At 68.2% G+C, this 18,563-nt stretch carries 19 protein-coding genes; 9 read left to right on the forward strand and 10 right to left on the reverse strand.

Translation table 11 applies throughout. The features are described 5' to 3' along the window. Positions 1–277: 277 nt before the first annotated feature. Positions 278–916 (forward strand): ferritin-like domain-containing protein, encoded by a 639-nt coding sequence (locus LZP97_RS17175; RefSeq protein ID WP_234574852.1) that lies wholly within the window; start codon positions 278–280, stop codon positions 914–916. Positions 917–1,000: 84 nt separating this feature from the next. Here LZP97_RS17175 and LZP97_RS17180 read toward each other — a convergent pair whose 3' ends face one another. Together LZP97_RS17180 and LZP97_RS17185 are read right to left on the reverse strand one after the other, a co-directional pair. Then, on the reverse strand, positions 1,001–2,128 hold the full coding sequence (locus LZP97_RS17180) for a sensor histidine kinase (RefSeq protein ID WP_017680769.1): 1,128 nt from the start codon (positions 2,126–2,128) through the stop codon (positions 1,001–1,003). Beyond that, on the reverse strand, positions 2,125–2,823 hold the full coding sequence (locus LZP97_RS17185) for a response regulator transcription factor (RefSeq protein ID WP_048773726.1): 699 nt from the start codon (positions 2,821–2,823) through the stop codon (positions 2,125–2,127). Before LZP97_RS17185 ends, LZP97_RS17180 begins: the two co-directional genes overlap by 4 nt. Before the next feature lie 238 nt (positions 2,824–3,061). Here LZP97_RS17185 and LZP97_RS17190 point away from each other — a divergent pair, with 238 nt between their 5' ends. After that, entirely contained in the window at positions 3,062–4,405 is a 1,344-nt protein-coding gene (locus LZP97_RS17190) for an APC family permease (RefSeq protein WP_048773725.1), read from the forward strand. A 76-nt stretch (positions 4,406–4,481) separates the two neighbouring features. Here the strand turns inward: LZP97_RS17190 and LZP97_RS17195 are convergent, their stop codons facing one another. The 5 genes from LZP97_RS17195 to LZP97_RS17215 form a co-directional block, all read right to left on the reverse strand. After that, a complete protein-coding gene (locus LZP97_RS17195; RefSeq protein ID WP_026137764.1) occupies positions 4,482–4,889 on the reverse strand; it encodes a four-helix bundle copper-binding protein in 408 nt (135 codons plus the stop codon). Between the two features lie 153 nt (positions 4,890–5,042). Then, complete coding sequence (locus LZP97_RS17200; protein ID WP_234574855.1) at positions 5,043–5,942, reverse strand: potassium channel family protein; 900 nt, start codon at positions 5,940–5,942, stop codon at positions 5,043–5,045. Beyond that, positions 5,927–7,312: a DUF2254 domain-containing protein gene (locus tag LZP97_RS17205; RefSeq protein ID WP_048773724.1), complete on the reverse strand. Its 1,386-nt coding sequence runs from the start codon at positions 7,310–7,312 to the stop codon at positions 5,927–5,929. Before LZP97_RS17205 ends, LZP97_RS17200 begins: the two co-directional genes overlap by 16 nt. A gap of 133 nt (positions 7,313–7,445) precedes the next feature. Beyond that, positions 7,446–8,678 (reverse strand): cation:proton antiporter domain-containing protein, encoded by a 1,233-nt coding sequence (locus LZP97_RS17210; protein ID WP_010593626.1) that lies wholly within the window; start codon positions 8,676–8,678, stop codon positions 7,446–7,448. A gap of 30 nt (positions 8,679–8,708) precedes the next feature. Continuing rightward, the gene (locus tag LZP97_RS17215) at positions 8,709–10,190 is read right to left on the reverse strand and encodes a PAS domain S-box protein (RefSeq protein WP_048773720.1); all 1,482 of its coding nucleotides are present in this window, start codon (positions 10,188–10,190) and stop codon (positions 8,709–8,711) included. 154 nt (positions 10,191–10,344) lie between these two features. Between LZP97_RS17215 and LZP97_RS17220 the strand changes: the two genes are divergently transcribed. The 7 genes from LZP97_RS17220 to LZP97_RS17250 all read left to right on the forward strand — a co-directional run bounded on the left by LZP97_RS17220 (position 10,345) and on the right by LZP97_RS17250 (position 16,047). Beyond that, complete coding sequence (locus tag LZP97_RS17220) at positions 10,345–11,529, forward strand: acyl-CoA dehydrogenase family protein (RefSeq protein ID WP_048773718.1); 1,185 nt, start codon at positions 10,345–10,347, stop codon at positions 11,527–11,529. Positions 11,530–11,582: 53 nt separating this feature from the next. After that, positions 11,583–11,945: a hypothetical protein gene (locus LZP97_RS17225; RefSeq protein WP_010593629.1), complete on the forward strand. Its 363-nt coding sequence runs from the start codon at positions 11,583–11,585 to the stop codon at positions 11,943–11,945. A 3-nt stretch (positions 11,946–11,948) separates the two neighbouring features. Beyond that, positions 11,949–12,485: a nuclear transport factor 2 family protein gene (locus LZP97_RS17230; protein WP_010593630.1), complete on the forward strand. Its 537-nt coding sequence runs from the start codon at positions 11,949–11,951 to the stop codon at positions 12,483–12,485. Next, positions 12,482–13,762 carry an aromatic ring-hydroxylating oxygenase subunit alpha gene (locus tag LZP97_RS17235; protein ID WP_010593631.1) on the forward strand — a complete coding sequence of 427 codons (1,281 nt, stop codon included), beginning with the start codon at positions 12,482–12,484 and terminating at the stop codon, positions 13,760–13,762. Before LZP97_RS17230 ends, LZP97_RS17235 begins: the two co-directional genes overlap by 4 nt. Beyond that, the gene (locus LZP97_RS17240; RefSeq protein WP_010593632.1) at positions 13,755–14,258 is read left to right on the forward strand and encodes an aromatic-ring-hydroxylating dioxygenase subunit beta; all 504 of its coding nucleotides are present in this window, start codon (positions 13,755–13,757) and stop codon (positions 14,256–14,258) included. The genes LZP97_RS17235 and LZP97_RS17240 overlap by 8 nt, the downstream gene beginning before the upstream one ends. 9 nt (positions 14,259–14,267) lie before the next feature. Further along, on the forward strand, positions 14,268–15,026 hold the full coding sequence (locus LZP97_RS17245; protein ID WP_082170417.1) for an SDR family NAD(P)-dependent oxidoreductase: 759 nt from the start codon (positions 14,268–14,270) through the stop codon (positions 15,024–15,026). 70 nt (positions 15,027–15,096) lie between these two features. Further along, positions 15,097–16,047, forward strand: coding sequence for a PDR/VanB family oxidoreductase (locus LZP97_RS17250; RefSeq protein WP_048773716.1), 951 nt, complete (start codon positions 15,097–15,099; stop codon positions 16,045–16,047). On the opposite strand, the gene LZP97_RS17255 is transcribed toward LZP97_RS17250, so the two are convergent. The 3 genes from LZP97_RS17255 to LZP97_RS17265 form a co-directional block, all read right to left on the reverse strand. After that, complete coding sequence (locus LZP97_RS17255; RefSeq protein WP_010593635.1) at positions 16,041–16,691, reverse strand: response regulator transcription factor; 651 nt, start codon at positions 16,689–16,691, stop codon at positions 16,041–16,043. The two genes, LZP97_RS17250 and LZP97_RS17255, sit on opposite strands and share 7 nt — an antisense overlap. An 88-nt stretch (positions 16,692–16,779) precedes the next feature. After that, positions 16,780–17,076: a hypothetical protein gene (locus LZP97_RS17260; protein ID WP_010593636.1), complete on the reverse strand. Its 297-nt coding sequence runs from the start codon at positions 17,074–17,076 to the stop codon at positions 16,780–16,782. A 100-nt stretch (positions 17,077–17,176) separates the two neighbouring features. Beyond that, positions 17,177–18,475, reverse strand: a complete 1,299-nt coding sequence (locus LZP97_RS17265; protein ID WP_048773714.1) for an amidase — start codon at positions 18,473–18,475, stop codon at positions 17,177–17,179. Positions 18,476–18,563 lie beyond the last annotated feature (88 nt).

An 18,563-nucleotide genomic window follows, 5' to 3' on the forward strand; every position in this document is an offset into this window, starting at 1 on the left:
CCTCCTCGTCACGATGCCCGACTCCGACGCTACGAATCCCTGCACCGGCCCTCAAGGGCCGAAAGCCCACAGTTCGGCCCCTGCCCGTCGTTCGCCCCTGAGGATCGGCGTTCGGTGACGCCGCAGCGTAGGCGGTCCCGCTCGTGTCGCCGGGCTCGGATCCGAGGCCGCCGGGAGGAGGGACGACGGGTGCTCTCACACAAGCTTCACATTCCGGAACGGGAAGTCTTCACCGACGGTGCGTTGACTCGGTGGGGAGAGAAAGGTGGTGCCGGCAATGAACACACGGCGCAGGACTGTGGCCGCACTCGCGGCAGGGGTGGCGATCGGAATCGCCGGATTCGGAACGGCCGTTGCGACCGCCCAAGCGCCCGAGGGCAATACGAGCGGCGGTGCGCTGTCCACGCAGGAGCAGTCCGATCTGGTGGCGATGCGCGAGGAGGAACGGCTGGCGCGAGATCTGTACCAGCAGTTCGCGCAGAAGTGGGGGGTGCAGACCTTCGAGCGCATCTCCGACAGCGAACAGCGCCACTACGATGCCGTCGGCGGTCTGCTCGACCGGTACGGCGTGAGCGATCCGTCGGCCGGGCTCGCGGCGGGAACCTACGGCGACTCTCGACTGCAGGGCGCCTACGACAGTTGGCTGGCCCGCGGTCTGACCTCCGTCGAGGAGGCGTACGCGGTCGGCGCCGAACTCGAGGCCGCCGATATCGCCGAGTTGTCCCGCGCGATCGATGTCAGCGACGAGGACGCGATCGACCGCGTGTACGGCAGGCTGCGCACCGGTTCCGAGCATCACCTGCAGGCCTTCCAGGCAGCCGCGGCCGGCGAGGAGCTACCCGGCGGCCAGGGGCAGGGGCAGGGGCACGGCCAGGGGCAGCAGGGGCACGGCCAGGGGCCGCAGCACCCGGAGTAACACCTGGCAGCCGGCTCGCTGTCGGAGTGCAGCCCGCCGGGAACCTACGGCACGCGGGCCGGTCCGACTCGGACCGGCCCGGCGTCAGTCTCCGGCCGGATGGCGGTTTCGGGTGGGCAACTGCAGTGTGAACCGTGATCCGTGACCGCGGCCGGGGGACTCGGCGGACAGGTCGCCGCCGTGGGCGCGGGCGATTCCCCGGCTGATGGTCAGGCCTATGCCCGAACCTGGATCGTGCTCCTGCCGGCGCCGGGACGGAACACGGTAGAACCGCTCGAAGATCCGTTCCACATCGTCGGGCTCGAGTCCCTCGCCGGTATCGGTGACGGTCACGGTGGCGACGTCCCGACCGGCGGTGACGTCGATGCTCACCCCGCCGGTCTCCGTGGCGGCCAGGGCATTGCCGAGCAGATTGGTCAGCACCTGCGTGATCCGGTCGGCATCTGCCCACACCACGACCGGGCGGGACGGCGGGAGTACGGTCACGGTCAGGCCGGCGTCGTCGAACTGGGGGCGCAGCCGGCCCGCGACCTGGGTCACCAGCCCGTACAGGTCGACCTCGACCGGCTGCAGGTCCAGCCGGCCCTCCTCCGCCCGGGACAGGGTGGACAGATCGTCGGCGAGCCTGCGCAGTCGACCCACCTCGGCTTCGATCCGGACCAGCTCTGCCGGCGCGAAGACCCCGTCGAGGACGCCCTCGGCGTAGCCGTCGATCACGGTCAGCGGGGTGCGCATCTCGTGCGCCACCTCCGACAGCAGCCGGACCCGCCGGGCTTCCGTGTCGGCGAGTCGGACGGCGAGATCGTTGACGTCGCCGGCGACCGCGGCGAGTTCGGACTCCGGCGGCACCGGGATACGGTGCCGGTAGTCACCGGTGGCGATTGCCCGGGTACCCGACCGCACCGACCGCAGCGACCGCAGCAGGCGGCGGGACGCCAGCAGACCCAGCGCGGCGGCCGCGATCACTCCGGCGAGCACCCCGAGCAGCAATGCCGTCGTCACGGCATCGGACACGACCTCCCGCAACGGCCCAGACCCGTTCGCACGACCGCGGCCGTTGCCGGGGCCGGCGGCGCGTTCTTCGAACAGCGCCGGTGCCGCGGCGCGGACGACGGCGAAGGTGACGAGCGCTCCGACCACCGCCACCAGCACGTGGGAGACGAACAGTCGCATCGTCAGGCTCGGCACCGGGAGCCGGAGACCGCGGTTCACCGGTCGACCTCGCTCGCGGCCACGAACTTGTAGCCGACACCGCGGACCGTCCCGATGAAACGAGGGGCGGTGGCATCGTCGCCGAGCGCCCGGCGGATGCTGCGGATGTGCACGTCCACGACCCGCTCGTCGCCGAAGAAGTCTCCGCCCCAGACCTTCTCGAGCAGCTGCCGCCGCGAGTACACCCGGCCCGGGGCCTGCGCCAGGGCCAGAAGCAGATCGAACTCGAGCGCGGACAGTTCCACGGGCATGCTGTCGACCGTCACCTCCCGGGTCTCGGGGTCCACCGTCAGACCGGCGGCCACGACCCAGGAGGGCGCCCCGCCGGTGCCGCGGGCGCGGCGCAGGACGGCACGGACGCGGGCCGCGACCTCGCGAGGCGCGAACGGTTTGGTGATGTAGTCGTCGGCGCCGACCGCGAGTCCCACCAGCTTGTCGACCTCCTCGGCGCGGGCAGTGACCAGCACGACGTACACGTCCGAGAACCCGCGGATCCGGCGCAGCACCTCGAGGCCGTCGAGATCGGGAAGGCGGATGTCGAGCAACACCAGGTCGGGGCGGCGGGACTGCACCGATGTCAACGCTTGTGAGCCTGTTGCGGCTTCGATGACGTCGTAGCCGTCCGCCTCCAGATAGCCGCGCAGGACACGACGGATGTGAGGTTCGTCGTCGACGACGAGGACGCTGTGGGGCACCGTCTCCCCTTTCGATCCGACGGACCGGTTCGGCCGGGCGTCCGGACAGCTGTGGACAGGAGGGTCCGTCGAGGTGTTCGACGGGCAGACCGAGGGTAATCCAGCCGTGCAGTCCTCCGTGGAGTTGCCGTCGCACGCTCCGTCCCCGGTGCGTCCGCCGATGTGTGCGCCGTTCGGTGGGGCTCGCATCACCGGTCGCCCGGAGGTCGAGGTGACGAGGTTGTGGACGTGAGACGAGGTGGAACGCGTGCCGTCGGAGACCGAGCAGAAGAAGAAGTTGTCGCTGACCGGGTCGGTCGCGCTGGGAACCGGGGTGATGATCGGCGCGGGCATCTTCGCCCTGGTCGGGCAGGTGGCGGAACTGGCCGGGTCCTGGATCCCCTGGGCGTTCGTCGCGGGCGCGGTGGTGGTGGCCTTCAGTGCCTACTCGTACGTGCGGTACTCGAGCACGAACCCGTCCTCGGGCGGGATCGCGATGATCCTGAAAGCCGCCTACGGCCCCGGGGTGGCGGCCGGGTCGTTCTCGTTGTTCATGTACGTGTCGATGATCCTGGCCGAGAGCCTGCTGGCCCGGACCTTCGGCACGTACCTGCTGCGTCCGTTCGGGATGCAGGGCTCGGCGGTGTGGGTGCCGGTCCTGGCCGTGGTGGCGATCGCGGCCGCGACGGTGGTCAACCTGGTCGGCAACCGGTGGGTGGAAGGGTCGGCGACGGTGACCGCCGCGATCAAGATCGTCGGGATCGCGGCGCTCGCGGTGGCCGGGATCGCCGCCACCGGGGTGTCGGCCTTCTCCCGGCTGGTCACCGGGGGTGCGGACGCGACGCCGCCGGACAGCGGACTGCTCGGATTCCTGGCCGGCATCGCTCTGTGCATCCTGGCGTACAAGGGCTTCACCACGATCACCAATCAGGGTGACGATCTGCGCGATCCCCAGCGCAACATCGCGCGCTCGATCGTGATCGCGATCGCGGTGTGCACGGTGCTGTATCTGCTGCTGACCGTCGCGGTCACCGGGAGCCTGTCGGTGCCGGAGATCGTCGCCGCCCGGGACTACGCACTGGCCGAGGCCGCCGAGCCGCTGTTCGGGTCCTGGGGCGTGTGGCTGACGGTGGCGGTGGCGGTGGTCGCGACCCTGTCCGGCTTGGTGGCGAGCCTGTTCTCCGTGTCGCGGCTGTACGACATGCTGCGGGAGATGGGACAGGTGCCCGGGTTGCCGGGGTCGGTGAACCGGCAGTCGTTGCTGATCACGGCCGCGCTGGCGTTGGTGACGGCGACGGTGTTCGACCTGAGTCAGATCGCCTCACTCGGGGCGATGCTGTACCTGTCGATGGACATCGCCATCCACTGGGGCATGGTCCGCCGCCTGCGCGACGAGGTCGAGTTCGCGACCTGGGTCCCGGCCGTGGCGATCGCGCTCGACGTGCTCGTGCTCGTGCCGTTCGTGATCATGAAGGTGCGCACGGATCTGTTCACGGTGGTTGTCACCGCGGTGGTGGCCGCAGCCGTCTTCGCGAGCCAATGGCTGATCGTGCGCCGCCACGTGGCACACCGCCGGCGGTCCACCGGACGCTCGGCGCAATGACGGTGGGCACCCGCCGATCGTCCAGCCCAGCGGCCGAGCGTCCGGTGTTCGCGGCAAGGGTGGTGACGGCGGACTCTCAGCCGAGGGAACCGATCAGGTCCCGGCAGGCCTGCTCGCATCGCCGGCACGCATCGGCGCACGTCTTGCAGTGCGCGTGACGGGAGGCGTGCTGGGCGCACTCGTCCCCGCAGGACTTGCACGCCGCCGCGCAGGTCTCGAGCACCGAACGGGTCAGGTCGGCGTCGTAGCCGGTATGGCGCGAGAGGACCCGGCCGGTGGTTTCGCAGATGTCGGCGCAGTCCAGATCGGTGCGGATGCACTTGATCAACTCCGCCACCGAATCCTCGCTCAGGCAGGCATCGGCGCAGGCGGTGCACGCCTGAGCGCATTCGATACACGCCTCGATGCACGCGGCGAGCTTGCCGGTGTCGACGCCGCCGAGGTCCTTCGGGTAGCTGTCGAGCATGGTCGCTGCAGTGCTCATGAATGTGCGTCCTTTCGTGGGGACTCGTTGTTCGGCTGATCCGGATCGGTGTCGACCGAGATCCGGTACCGACTCGCGTACCCACAGGATCGACGAGATAACACCAGACACACGATTCGTTCCCCGAGGCGATTCCAGTTGCAGGGCGTCCTGTTACGAGGCGCTCACCGGCCGATGTCGGTGGTCGTCAGCGAAGCGTTCGCAGATCTCGTCGACGGTTCCGCCGGTGTGGAGGAACCCGGTGTCCAGACGCCCGGCGAGGCGACGGGTCTGTTCGTCGAGGATCGCCGCGGCTCGGCGGACCTCGACCGCGGACGACCCGGCGCCCGCGGCCGCGAGTCGCGGTGCATACGACAGAGCGGCGGCGAACGAGAGGTCCGCGTCGGATTCGCGGAAGAAGTAGGTCTCGCCGTACTGCATCAGGTCCAGTTCGCACGTGATCAGCGACTCGGTGACCGAGTCGAGCCACTGCACGGCGATGCTCGCCTCGGCGGCGGGAAGGATCTGCTCGGTGCCGGTGGCCGTCAGAAGCACGAGCCGGCGGGCGGTGGCGCGGCGACGGCTCAGCGCCGGATAGATCTGCAGCACCCAGGAAATGGCCGCAGTGAACAGCACGAACCCCATCAGCGCCTGCAACGGAATCAGCAGTCGCAGCGCCGGATAGGCAGGGGTGATGTCCCCGAAGCCGAGGGTGCCGACGGTCACCAGGGACAGATACAGCGCCATGACCGGGTCCGACGCGGCCGACGGGCGCAGCGCACTGGCGAAGTAGAACCCGTCGGGCATGTGCGGCAGGTAGATCAGTGCCCAGCCGAGCACGATCATCGTCGCCCACACCCCGGCGGTGACGACGAGTCCGGCCGGCCCGACCGAGCCCAGCAGCCGCCCTCGTCGCCCGGCGTGGTGCGCCCCACGCCACAGGACGACGAACACCCCCCGGGAGATCGTGCCCAATCCCCGGGGATGCCACAACGTGACGAAGATGTCCCGCAGTGCCCCGACGATCAACGCCGCGCCCACGATGCTCGAGATCCAGATCATGATGTCTGCCATCGTCCTTCGAGGGCGTTGCCTACCTGCCGGGTGAGCTCGTCGAAGTGCCCACGCGTCGCGGTACCGTGGCCCGGGATGTGCTCCCGCAGTCGACCGAGCTGGTCCGTGATCGCCGCACGCTGTTCCGCAGTGGTGGCCTTCCATGCCAGCTCCCGCAGCATCGAGAGCAACGCGTCCAGCACGACCGGATCGTCGGCGCCGTAGAGCCGCGGCTGGGTGCACACCAGATCCAGCAGTTCGGCGAAGGTCGGTCGCGCCAGCACCACCCGGACCCGGTCGTGTTCGTCGCACAGGGGGTACGGGCCGAGCTCGAGGTCGAGCAGCTCGCCCAGGACCGCGGTGCACGAGACCAGGCCGTGCACCGCGGTGGTCGGATCGTTGATGCCGGGCGACAGGGCCCGCACCACCACGTCGGTCAGCTGCCGCAGTCCGTACCCGAGGTCCTGGACGGCGGTGCGTTCGCTACCGGTGCGCAGGGCACCGCGCACCCGGTCGCACAGCCTTCGGGCCTGGTCCTCGGTCAGGGGCTGCGGACGCAGGGACCACCACGACGCGACCGGCGTGCCCGCCAGCACCGGGCTGCCCACCGGTCGGTTCACCCACACCACGGCCTCGGCCTCCTCGGCCGCCGCGAGCAGCGCGTACTCGTCGAGCTCGACCAGGAATCCGGACGAGTCCGCTTCGACGACATGCGGGGCCGGCGGGGGGACGGGCAGTGTGGGCCGATCCTGCCGATCCGGAGGTAGCAACCTGGCGGCGGTCTCGCAGGTGTCGGCGCGCACCTGTTCGAGCACGGCCTCGACGCGGATCTGCCGGACCAGATGCCCGAGGAACAGCACGAGTGCGATGACGCTGGCGACCGCGAGCAGGTACGCCGTCGTGACCGCCAGCTGGGGGACGAAGGCACTGTCGTCGGTGTCGTCGGTGCCGCTGCGGACCGTGCGCAGCACGGTCAGCGCGTAGACGAACGTCGCGAGGAACAGTCCCAAGGTGCGTTGGACGACCCGGTCGGCGGCGAAGGTGCGCAGCAACCGCGGTGAATACTGACTACTGGCCAGCTGCAGGGTCACCAGGGTCAGCGAGAACGTCAGCGAGGTGACGGTGATCAGCGAGCCGGCGATCGCACTCAGCACCTCGCGGGCGGCGTCGGCACCACCACCGAACAGATACCCCGCCACCGTCGGTGGCAGCCGGTCGTCGATGGCGGCGTCGAGCTCGGGTATGCCGATGCCGGCCAGCACGGCCACCAGCACCGCAGCTGCCGGGACCGGCCACAGCCGCGACCGTATCGCTTCGACGAACACCTGCCGGCGTTTCAGCGCAGCCCCGATCGGTCCCTGTCGTGTCCGGGTCCGGGAGTCGTCGGTCATCGCAGGCTCACTCGGTGCTGCATCACCGAGCCCACCAGCAGCACCCGCACAATTTCCGACCACGTCTCGAACCACATCTCCTGCGAATACCCCGGGAACGGCCCGGCAATCACACTCGGAACCGGGGCGGCGCTCACCGGTGCCGCTCGGGGGACCGCGCCGCCGGAGCCGTGGCCCGCCGGTACAGCACCCGGCCGGCCACCGCGGTGACACCGAAGATCACCGTGCTCGCCGCCAGCACCAGCGACCCCGCCGCCAGCACCGTCTCGTCCGCACCCATCCGCTCCGCTTCGAGCGTCAGGTAGAACAGCGCCGACACCCCGATGGGACCGAACCAGCCCAGATACAGAGCATCCGGCATCGACAAGCGCAGCGGACGGCGCAGCAACAGCAGAACCGGCACCCGGCGCAACGCCAGCACCGCCACCACGAGACCAACCCCCGCCCAGCCCAGCTCGGCCCACTGCGGCCAGGGCAGCGCCGCCCCCAGCAGGACGAACAGCGGCAACACCGCAAAGCGGTTGATCGCCTCGTCGATCGGCACCTCCGCCGTCCGCTCGCTGCCGGTACTGGTGAGGTTGAATGCCAGCCCGCCGACGAACACCGCCAGCACCCCGTCGACATGGATCAACCCGGCGACACCCAGAATTCCCAGCGCGAGCACGACGGTGAAGAACAGGGCCGGCGCCGGATCCGTCGCCCCGTACCTTTCACCCCAGCGCAGGGCCCGGCCACCGGCCCATCCGCTCGCGGCCCCCATCAGCACGGCCCCGGCCACCTGCCACAGCGACTCCAGTGCCGCCGTGCCCGCTCCCATGCCTCCGGCGACGGCGACCGCGGCCAGCACCAGTGGCAACGCCAGACCGTCGTTCGCCCCGGACTCGAGCGAGAGGACCTGCCGGTTCCGGGCGGGCAGATCCTCCTCGGCCGCCTCTCCGGTGACGACATTCGAGGCGAGAACCGGGTCCGTCGGGCACAGGGCCGCGCCCAGCAACACGGCCGTGGCCAGGGGCATGGACAGCAACGCCCACCCCAACCCGGCGGTGACGGCCGCCATCACCGGCATCGCTACGGCCAGCAACACGGCGACGGGACGCCATTGCCGGAGCACGTCCGCCATCGGATACCGCAGCGCCACCGCCATCACCGATACCGCCAGCAGTATCCGGCTCGCCTCGTGCAACAACCCGTGCTCGGCCGTCAGCGGCGGTAGGGACAGCACATCGAGCACGTACGGTCCGAGCAGCACACCCGCTGCCAGTCCGAGCAGGGGTTCGGACAGCGGCAGGCGGCGCATCTTCGCCGACAACGCCGCCACACCGACCCCCAGCACCCCGACGGTGGCGAGAACGATGTCGATGCTCATGCGTGCAGTGTTGCCCGGAGAACGGCACCGTCAATCCTCTCCGGATTCGGAGAGGGGCAGGCACATCCGGACTTCGGTGCCGTGCGGCTCGTTGGGCAGATAGCGGATGCTGCCCCCGTGTCGCTCGACGATGTGCTCCGAGATGATCAGACCGATGCCGGAACTGTCCTGCTTGGCCGAGAACGCCCCGGAGGCCAGCCGGTTTCCCGAGGCATCATCCATGCCCCGTCCCTGGTCGAAAACGGAGACACAGGCCCACTCTCCACGCCGAGCGGTCCGGACGGTGAGCTCCTTGACGGCGGTCGAGGGCAACACGATCTCGTCGATCGCGTTGAAGCAGAGGTTGATCACCACCTGCCCGATCAGCACGCTCTCCCCTACCACGGGCAACGGCGAACGGGACCTGTCGAGCGAAATGTGCACCCCCCGTTCGGCTGCCCGCAGCCGAACGAAGTACAGGCTCTCGTCGACCGTCTCGTTGAGGTCGATGGCGGCCTTGGTGCTCTCGATCCGCCGCACATAGCGCTTCACGGAGGACACGATCTCCGCCGCCCGGCCGAGCTGCTTCTCCATCCTGTCCAGCCCGTAGCTCAGGGCCTCGGGGTCGAGGGATCCATCGGAGATCCGTGCCTTGAGGCCGCTCAGGTAGTTCGTCGAGGCCGCGAGGGGCTGCCCGAGTTCGTGAGCGAGGATCATGGCCATGTCCCCCATTGCGTTGTACCGGCTGAGGTACTGGAGGTTGGCCTCCTGGTAGGCATGACGGCGTTCCCACTCCACACGATCCGTGACGTCTCGGATCGTCAGCACCCGTGACGTCATTCCGTCGTGCACCACGGCCTCGAGGAAGCCGGACAACCAGGTCGTCGTCCCGTCGCTCTTCTCGATCTCCTGCATGATGCCCACCGGTCCTGCCGCCGCGTCCAGTTTGGCTACGACGGGCTCGGCGGTCAGCCGGGGCTCACAACGGCCCAGATCCTCGAGATACACCCCGGACAGTTCGTCCGGGGTTCTGCCGAACAGCCGGGCCGCGAGCGGCGAGATGTCTTCGATGCAGTTCGTCTCGTCGAGCACCACGATGCCCGCCGACGTGTGCGTCATGATGCGCTGCAGCGACTGTGACACCCAGCTGAGTTCCTCCTGCAGCTCCACCTCTTCCGCGATGTTGCGGAACTCGACCATCACGACCTGCCCGTCCTGGAACGTCAGGCGTGAGGCGACCGCATCGGCCAGGAAGTCCTGCCCGTCCTTGGTCCGGTACTTCCATTGTCTGCGGCTCGAACCACGTACGACGGCGTCCTGCAGCCACGCCACCCCGACCGAGCGCCGGTACTGACGCTCCTGGCTGCTCATGTGGTGGGCCTTCAGCGGTCGCAGCTCCTCGAGCGTGAAACCGAACATCCGGCACGCAGCCGGGTTGGCCCAGAGGATGTTCTTCGACGCCGCCTCGTGGATGAGGATCCCCGTCTCCGTCTTCTCCACCATCTCCTGGAAGTCGCGGCCTGTCGGGAACATCGATCCTCACTTCCGGGTGCCGTGACGGTTCATTGTCGACCCACGATCGGCGGATCGACCATAGGGGATTGCTTTATGACCGGCGGAGGAAATCCCGATACCGCCTCGTCCGAACCTTTCCTAGCGTTCTCCTCAGCGCGACACGACGAGGTGGATGGAGACGACGATGGCGATCCGGAGCACGATGAATCCAGTGCGGGCCGCGACAGCGGGCCCCGCGCGGGAGAAGGCCTTCGAGGACGCTCTCGCCGTGCTGCGGGACCGGCGCGACGAGTTCAACCGGCAACGATTCGTACCGAGGGACTTCGTCGCGCTCCTCAAGCGCGCCGGGCTCTACCGCGCGTCGACCCCCGCACAGTTCGGCGGCGAACCGATGGCCCCCGCCTCCTTCATGAATCAGGTCGAGCGGATCTCCGCGGTGGATCCGGCCACCGGCTGGGTGGCAAGTTTCGGGTCCTCACTCGTGTACTTCGCGGCCCTGCCGGTCGAAACCCAGGAGAAGATCTACTCCGACGGCCCGGACGTCGCCTATGCCGGCGGGCTGTTCCCCATGCAGAAGGCCGAGAAGGTGGACGGCGGCTACCTGTGCAGCGGCCTCTGGCAGTTCGCCAGCGGATGCCTGGGCGCCGACATCCTCGGCATCGGCCTCGCCGGCGGTCCGGAAACGAACGGCAAGCCGCTGACCGCCCTCGTCGACCCCGCCGACGTCGAGATAGTGGAGAACTGGGACGTCGCAGGCATGAAGGCGACGGGATCACACGCAGTGAAGGCCGACAGACTCTTCGTCCCCGAGGAGATGACGTTCGTCCGCGGCGGCGCTCCCCGAATCGACGAGCCGCTCACCCGGTATCCGACGCTCGCCTACGCGGCCCAGGTGCTGGCGGTGGTGACTCTCGGTGCCGCACGGGGGGCTCTCGACTACGCCCACGAGGTCGGGGCGGTGCGATCCAGCATCACCGGCGGTGACAGCAAAGGAAACCGTCCCGCGTACAAGACTGGGCTGGCCCGCGCCGAGGCCGATCTCCGCTCCGCTCGGGCCTTCTTCTACGAGATCACCGACGAGGTGTGGGGCCTGGCGGTCCGCGGCGACGAGATCACCGCCGAACACACGGCCCTGCTCCGCCTGGGAGCGACCCAGGCCGCCCACGTCGGCCGCAACGTCGTGCTCGCCGCGTTCGACCTGGCCGGCACCGGGGCGATCTACGAGAGCCACCCGCTGCAGCGCTACCTGCGGGATGCTCTCGTCCCGGCCCAGCACGCCATGCTCCAGACCAACACCTTCGAGGCGGCCGGAGCCGTCCTGCTGGGCCTCGACCCCGGCATTCCCAGCTTCCCCTGACCGGGACACGACCGTTCGAGACCAGTTCCTGCCTTCCCCGCGAAAGGACGCCCATGACCGCCGAACCGTTGCGCACCCTGTTCTGCATCGGCAACAACCAGAACTTCTTCGACCTGCCGAAGGCGGAGATCGGCCCGGTGTGGGTCGGCATCTCCACCATGCTCTCGGCTCTCGCGAACATGGACGGCGTCCAGGTCATCGGCACCTTCGACGACGACGCCCACATGGTCGGCCCGTCCGACGGCTGGCCTTGGACCTGCTACGTCCTGGCCGACGTGAAGGACCAGGAAACCGTCCGGGCCGCGTGCAACTTGTTGCGGACGACGATGATCGGCGAGTACGCCCTGTGGAAGTACTTCAAGATCGAGGCCCGCATGGGCCGGGAACTGACGATCCGCGCGGACGTCGCGGTCTGACCCGTGACCGGCACCGACCAGCGCCTCGAGGTCGTCGAGGCGAAGGACGCCGTCCGTGACTGCATCGCTCGCTACCTGGACCTGTGCGATGTGCCCGGACCTCTGCAGAGCCCGGAGCAGCTCGGCGTCCTGTTCACCGACGACGCGACGTGGGAAGGGCTGGGTCCGGAGTACGCCGACAAGTTCGGAATCGCCCGTGGGCGAGACGAAGTCGTCACTCTCGTGTCCCGGTACCTGCCGCCGGCCGACCACTTCCTCCGCAACGTGCACCTCCTCGGCAGCGAGCAGATCCGTCTCGACGGCAACCGTGCGAGCGGACGGTGGATCATGCAGCAGTTCTCGCTCCATCCGACGGGAACGGCCGAACTTCTCTGCGCCCGGCTCACGATCGACTTCGACCTGGACCGGGCATCCGGACGGACGGCGGCCCGCATGAGCCGATTCCGCACCCGGCGGATGTTCGCCGCGCCGCTGCCGACCGACGCGATGGCCCACCTATCCGGGGCGACCGCCCGACCTCACGAACGAAGGATGACATGACGACGACAGAAGAACCCACCGCACGCACCTACGCGGACCTCGTCGCGAAGGATCGGGTCGCGGGCCGGCTGTACACCGACCCGGACATCTTCCAGGAGGAGATGAAGAGGATCTTCTACAAGACCTGGGTGTGGGTGGCACACGAGAGCGAGATCCCGGAAGCGGGTTCGTTCAAGACCACCCAGGTCGGGGATCAGCCGGTCATCGTGACCCGGGATCGCAAGGGCAACTTCAACACGCTGCTGAACCGGTGCCGGCATCGCGGTGCGACGGTCTGCGATCAGCGCAGCGGTAAGGCCAACGGCTTCACGTGCCCGTACCACAACTGGTCCTACGCACTCGACGGACGCCTTCGTGGCATTCCCTACCCGGACGGATACGAGGGCGTCGTCGACAAGAAGGACTTCCCGCTCCAGACCCTGCGTACCGAGAGCTACCTGGGAATGATCTGGGCAACATTCGACCCGGACATCGAACCCCTCGAGGACTTCCTGGGGGACGCGAAGATCTGGATGGAGCGCTTCTTCAAGCAGAGCAATGGATTTCCGACCAAGGTGATCGGAGTTCACAAGTTCCGTTTCAAGGGGAACTGGAAGATCCAGCTCGAGAACACCACGGACGGCTACCACTTCCCGATGGTGCACAAGTCGTGGATGGCCTCGGTCGACGCCGAGACGGCGGACATGATGTCGTTCATGGACGACCCCACGGCCGAGACCCACGCCCTCGGCAACGGACACAGCGTCGCGATCATGGCCGCAGCCCACGCGGATCTCGACATCGACGACGGCAGCGAGGAAATCCAGCCTCGGTTCCAGCACCTGGTCGACGAGCTCGCCGCCGCGGGAGAAAGCCCCGAACGGATCCGTCGCTACATGCGGTCCATGCACGGTTGCGGCTTCAATCTCAACACTTTCCCGAACGTCGCGATGTCGTCGTCGTTCTTCCGCGTCCTCATCCCCCTCTCCGTCGACGAGACCGAGATCTGGCACATGGCACTGGGAATGGACGGCGGACCCGAGAGCATCAACCGCGAGCGGCTGAGGATCCACGAGCACTTCCAGGGCCCGTTCGGTTTCGGCAGCCCCGACGACGCCGAGGGGTGGATCCGGGTGCAGATCGGGGCCGGCGGCAATCCGAACATGCCGATCCTCGTCAACCGCGGCGAGGGACGCGAGTACACGACCGAAGAAGGCTGGCCCACCTCACATGTCACCGACGAGACGGGCATGCGGGAGGCCTACGCGATGTGGAAGAAGATGATGAGCAATGACTGAGGCCCTGACGATGTCGACCCTGACGGACTCCCGCACCCTCCGCGCGATCGAGCTCGTCTGGAAGGAAGCACAGGTCCTCGATGCCAAGGACTATCGGACCTGGGAGCAGATGTACACGGACGATGCTCACTACGTGATTCCCATCGATCCGCACACCGACGACTTCGCCGCAGGCCTGAACATGGTCTACGACGACAAGCGCATGCGGCACCTGCGCGTCGAGCGGATGATGCAGGGCTATTCGCCTTCTGCGGTGGCCGCGGCCCGGACCGTGCGGATCGTCTCGCGGTTCACCGTGGAGGACGTCACCGACACGTCGGTCACCCTCCGGTCGGCCCAGATCCTCAATGCGTTCAAGCGCAACGAGTTCACGACCGTCGGTGCCGAGCTGACCCACCGGATCGCTCTCGGAGAGGACAGGGACGCGATCGCCCTCAAGGTCGTTCGGCTCATCGACAGCGAGGACGCGGTCAGCGCCTCGGGTTACCTGCTGTAGGGGGCCGATGTGATCTCTCAGTCCACCGGACCCGGCATCGCCGTCGTCACCGGCGCGGCCGGAGGTATGGGTGCGGCGATCGCCCGGAAACTCCACACCGACGGTAGGAGGGTACTGCTCACCGACATCGACACGGCCGGTGTCGAAGCCCTCGCAGCGGAGTTGTCCCGCGACGGGTCGACCGCACGTGGCCTCGAGCTCGACGTCAGCCGCAAGGACGGATTCGAGGAAGCGCTGGCGACCTGCCGGCAGCTCTGGGGCGTCCCCACGATCGTCGTCAACAATGCCGCCGTCACGCAGGCAGCGGATCTGATGAACCTGGCGGAGGCGGACTTCACGAGCGTCCTCACGACGAACGTGAACAGCATCTTCTTCGGTTGCCAGGTGTTCGGTGCGGCCATGGCCGAGCGGGGCTTCGGACGGATCGTCAACATGGCGTCGCTCGCCGGACAGAACGGCGGGACGGCGACCGGGGGCCACTACGCGGCCTCCAAGGGAGCGATCCTGACCACCACCAAGGTCTTCGCGCGCGAGCTGGCGGGCCGGGGAGTGACCGTCAACGCGATATCTCCCGGCCCGCACGACCTCCCGGTCGTGCGCGCGACGGTGCCCCCCGACAGACTCGAAGGCATCGTCGCCGGGATCCCCGTGGGACGCTTGGGAAATCCGTCGTTCGTGGCCGACATGGTCGGGCTGCTCACCTCGGACGACGCCTACTTCGTCACGGGCGCCTGCTGGGACGTCAACGGCGGACTGTATCTGCGCTGACCGGAATCCTCCTGCCCGGGAGGGTCCGGTCGGCACTTCCGTCCGGAGAAATTCACGAGGAGAAACGGACATGGCACTCATCGACGTCACCGTCGCCGAGATCGTTCAGGAATCACCCACCGTCAGATCGTTCAAGCTGACGAAGACCGATGGGTCGCCACTGGGTACGTACCGGCCGGGTGCGCACATCGACGTCGTCGGACCCACCTCGATCACCCGTCAGTACTCGCTCTTCAGCACACCCGATGCGCAGGATTCGTTCGCGTTCGCGGTCAAGCGCGAGGAGAACTCCCGCGGGGGTTCAGCGGCCCTCCACGAGCTGCGGGTGGGCGACGCTCTCCGGATCAGCCCGCCACGGAATCTGCTGAGCATCGCGGCGGACGCCACGCACCACGTCCTGGTCGCGGCCGGCATCGGCATCACGCCGATGCTGAGCATGGCACGCTACATGGACGTCCACGGCATCAGCTTCGAACTGCACTACTTCGCCCGCAGCGAGACGGAAGCCGCCTTCCTGCCGCTGCTGCGCGAGCGCTGCCCGGACAAGCTCCATGCCCATCTCGGGGTGGGCCGGGACGAGCAGGACGAGATTCTCGGAACCATTTTTGCGGGAACGGATCCCGGAACCCACGTCTACACGTGCGGACCCGACGGGTTCATGAACAAGGTCGTTGCGCTCGCGAGCCGGCACGTCCCGGCCGGATCGATCCACCTCGAGAACTTCCACGCGACGGAACAGCCGGACGCATCCGAGAACTCCGCGTTCGAGGTGGAACTGGAAGGGGAGACCTATCGGGTCCCGGCCGACCGGAGCATCGTCGAGGTGCTCCAGGAGAACGGCTGCGACGTCGACACGTCCTGCCAGGAGGGCATCTGCGGTACCTGCATCATGCAGGTGGTCGCAGGGACTCCGGTCCACCGGGACAACGTTCTCACGCGGTCCGAGAAGGAGTCCGGCGAGGTCATGGCGGTCTGCGTGTCGCGGGCCGCCGGCGAGCGCCTGGTGCTGGACTACTACTGATCCTCCACCGGCACGTCCACCCCGTACCGGAGCACGTCCCGTACGAGGGTGCTGATGCTGTCGGCGTCGGTCTTGCTCTTGATGCGAGCGCGGTGGACGTCGACGGTCTTCACGCTCATGCCGAGTTTCCGGGCGATGTTCTGGCTGGGCAGACCTTCGACCACCAGGGCCAGGATCTGGCGCTCGCGCGGGGTGAGGGACGAGACCTTGCTCCGCACCGATTCTCGCAGTACGTGATCGGTGAAACGGAGGCGGGCCTTCTCCACCCCGGCCTGCACGGCGTCCAACAGCCGCTGCGGATCGTAGGGCTTCTCGAGGAAATCCAGAGCACCCGCCTTCAGGGTGGAGACGGACATCCGGATGTCACCGTGGGCGGAGACGAAGATGATCGCGACGTGCGGCGCGAACTCGTTGAGCTTCTCCTGCAACCGCGTCCCGCTCATACGGGGCATGCGCACGTCGAGGACGATGCAGGCCGGCCGGCTGCCGTCGTAGGCGTCGAGGAACTGCTCGCCGCTGTGGCAGACCACCGGTCTGATCCCGATGCTCTCCAGCAACCAGTCGACGGATTCGCATACTTCGAAGTCGTCGTCGACCACGTACACCGTCGTCTCGGCTCGGAGGTCTTCCGCGCTTTCCACCATGGCTCGTCACCACCTCCGAATTCGGGAGCCAGGGCTTCTCCCCGACTCCCGACATTGTCCCCGCCCCCGCCGGGCGGGAACGACCGGTTCACGCAACGTCCGCCGGAGCGTCGTCCCAGCAGGCATCGGCAGTCCAATAGTCCATTCCCGCGGCGCTCACCCGGTGCTGCCACTCCGTGGTCCGTCGCAGGAGCGGTTCCTCTCTGCGAACCGACTCGTCGGCCGCCTCCGGGCCGTCGGCCTCCACTGTCCAGTGGACCCAGTTGACCTCACGGCCGTACTCGTCGTGGACGAACAGATCGACGTGGTGCCAACCGCGGTCGAAGGTGTCCTCGTAGCAGGTGAGGAACATCCTGTGATGGTTGGTCGGGCGGGGTTCGAGCATGAGCGGTCCTTTCTACCGAGCGAGCAGATTCACCGAGCCGAGCGAGCAGATTCACCGAGCCGAGCGAGCAGATTTCACCGAGCCGAGCGAGCTTGCCGGCTCAGACGGCAATCTCCGGCAGTTCGCGAAGGAGCACTTCGAGCTTCTCGCCCACGGCGAGCAGCCGGTCCTCGTGCCCCGGTAGCCCGACGATCTGAAGACCCAGTGGCAGTCCCGCGGACGTGCGGGCACCTGGCACGACCACGACCGGCAATCCGAGCAGCTGCCACGGGCGGCTGAGTATCGGCGACCCGGTTGCGGACAGACCGAGCGGGGCCGGTCCCAGCGCTGCAGGGCCGACGATGATCGGATCGGAGGCCAGAATCGCGTCCAGCAGTTCCCGGGAGCGGTCCCGACGGGTCAGGGCCGCGGAATACTCGGTTCCGGCGATCCTGCGGCCGTTCTCCAGCAGATCCCGGATCGGCGCGCTCAGTGCACCCGCGTGTTCGTCGAATTCGTGGGCCCGCGCCCGCGCGGCTTCGTACGACATGACGGTGACGTGGTCCTCGGACAAGGTCTGGACATGATCGTCCCAGTCGAGAGGCTCGGCCTTCACCCCGATCTCCTCCAACAGGGCGGGCACATGTTCCAGCAACGCCGACATTGGGGGCTCCACGGGGTGGAGGGCACCGGCGTTCCAGACCAGGCCCCGAGTCACCGGCTCCGGAGCCGGGACCTCCGAGTGCCCGTGGCCGCTGAATGCGTTGTGCACGAAGCGAAGATCGGACACGGACCGGGTCAGCAGGCCGAGGGCGTCCAGTGACTCGCTCAGACCGGTGATGCCGGACATGTCCGTGGTGCCGTGCGCGAGAACCATGCCGGCGGCTCCGCAGTACGAGGCCGGCCGGGTCAGCGAGCCGGCCGTCTGGGTGCCGAGCGCGAGGGGCACGGTCCCCGCTGCGACGGCCGCAGCAGAGCCACTGGAGGACCCGCCGGGGGTGTGACCGAGGGCGTGCGGGTTGCGGGTGGGCCCGGGGGTGAAGTAGCCGAACTCCGTCGTCACGGTCTTGCCCTGGACGATCGCACCGAGGGAACGCAGGCGGCTCACGCAGGCGGCGTCGGTGCCGACCAGATTCGGGGAGGTCACTGCGGAACCGCCGCGCGTCGGCATCCCGGCGACGTCGATGAGGTCCTTGACTCCGACGGACAGCCCGGCCAACGGTGCAGAGCCGGAGTCCCGGTCGACGGCACGGGCCTGCTCCGCAATCGTCGACGACAGGCACACCCACGCACCGAGTTCCGGTTCCCGCAGCTCGATCGCTCGTCTGACCTGCGTAGCAAGGTCCTCGGCCGTCACCGACCCGGTTCGGACAGCCCCGACCTGCTCACCCAGGGACAGGTCCGACGCGCGCGTGCTCATAGTCCTCCTCCGGTCTCGACCCCTTCATTCTGGGTGAACACGGCGGGAGCCGACAGTAAAGGTTTCCCTCCTACCGCAGTAGGGATGC

Origin of the sequence: Rhodococcus sp. DMF-1, assembly GCF_021441945.1 — a bacterium.
Taxonomy (GTDB): Bacteria; Actinomycetota; Actinomycetes; order Mycobacteriales; family Mycobacteriaceae; genus Rhodococcus; species Rhodococcus ruber.

Excerpts from the sequence above, each read along its gene's own strand:
- LZP97_RS17260 (WP_010593636.1), bottom strand. The coding sequence starts at position 17,076 with ATGCTCGAACCCCGCCCGACCAACCATCACAGGATGTTCCTCACCTGC.
- LZP97_RS17240 (WP_010593632.1), top strand. The coding sequence starts at position 13,755 with ATGACTGAGGCCCTGACGATGTCGACCCTGACGGACTCCCGCACCCTC.
- LZP97_RS17235 (WP_010593631.1), top strand. The coding sequence starts at position 12,482 with ATGACGACGACAGAAGAACCCACCGCACGCACCTACGCGGACCTCGTC.
- LZP97_RS17225 (WP_010593629.1), top strand. The coding sequence starts at position 11,583 with ATGACCGCCGAACCGTTGCGCACCCTGTTCTGCATCGGCAACAACCAG.
- LZP97_RS17255 (WP_010593635.1), bottom strand. The coding sequence starts at position 16,691 with ATGGTGGAAAGCGCGGAAGACCTCCGAGCCGAGACGACGGTGTACGTG.
- LZP97_RS17250 (WP_048773716.1), top strand. The coding sequence starts at position 15,097 with ATGGCACTCATCGACGTCACCGTCGCCGAGATCGTTCAGGAATCACCC.
- LZP97_RS17210 (WP_010593626.1), bottom strand. The coding sequence starts at position 8,678 with ATGAGCATCGACATCGTTCTCGCCACCGTCGGGGTGCTGGGGGTCGGT.
- LZP97_RS17175 (WP_234574852.1), top strand. The coding sequence starts at position 278 with ATGAACACACGGCGCAGGACTGTGGCCGCACTCGCGGCAGGGGTGGCG.
- LZP97_RS17195 (WP_026137764.1), bottom strand. The coding sequence starts at position 4,889 with ATGAGCACTGCAGCGACCATGCTCGACAGCTACCCGAAGGACCTCGGC.
- LZP97_RS17205 (WP_048773724.1), bottom strand. The coding sequence starts at position 7,312 with ATGACCGACGACTCCCGGACCCGGACACGACAGGGACCGATCGGGGCT.
- LZP97_RS17215 (WP_048773720.1), bottom strand. The coding sequence starts at position 10,190 with ATGTTCCCGACAGGCCGCGACTTCCAGGAGATGGTGGAGAAGACGGAG.
- LZP97_RS17265 (WP_048773714.1), bottom strand. The coding sequence starts at position 18,475 with ATGAGCACGCGCGCGTCGGACCTGTCCCTGGGTGAGCAGGTCGGGGCT.
- LZP97_RS17200 (WP_234574855.1), bottom strand. The coding sequence starts at position 5,942 with ATGGCAGACATCATGATCTGGATCTCGAGCATCGTGGGCGCGGCGTTG.
- LZP97_RS17220 (WP_048773718.1), top strand. The coding sequence starts at position 10,345 with ATGGAGACGACGATGGCGATCCGGAGCACGATGAATCCAGTGCGGGCC.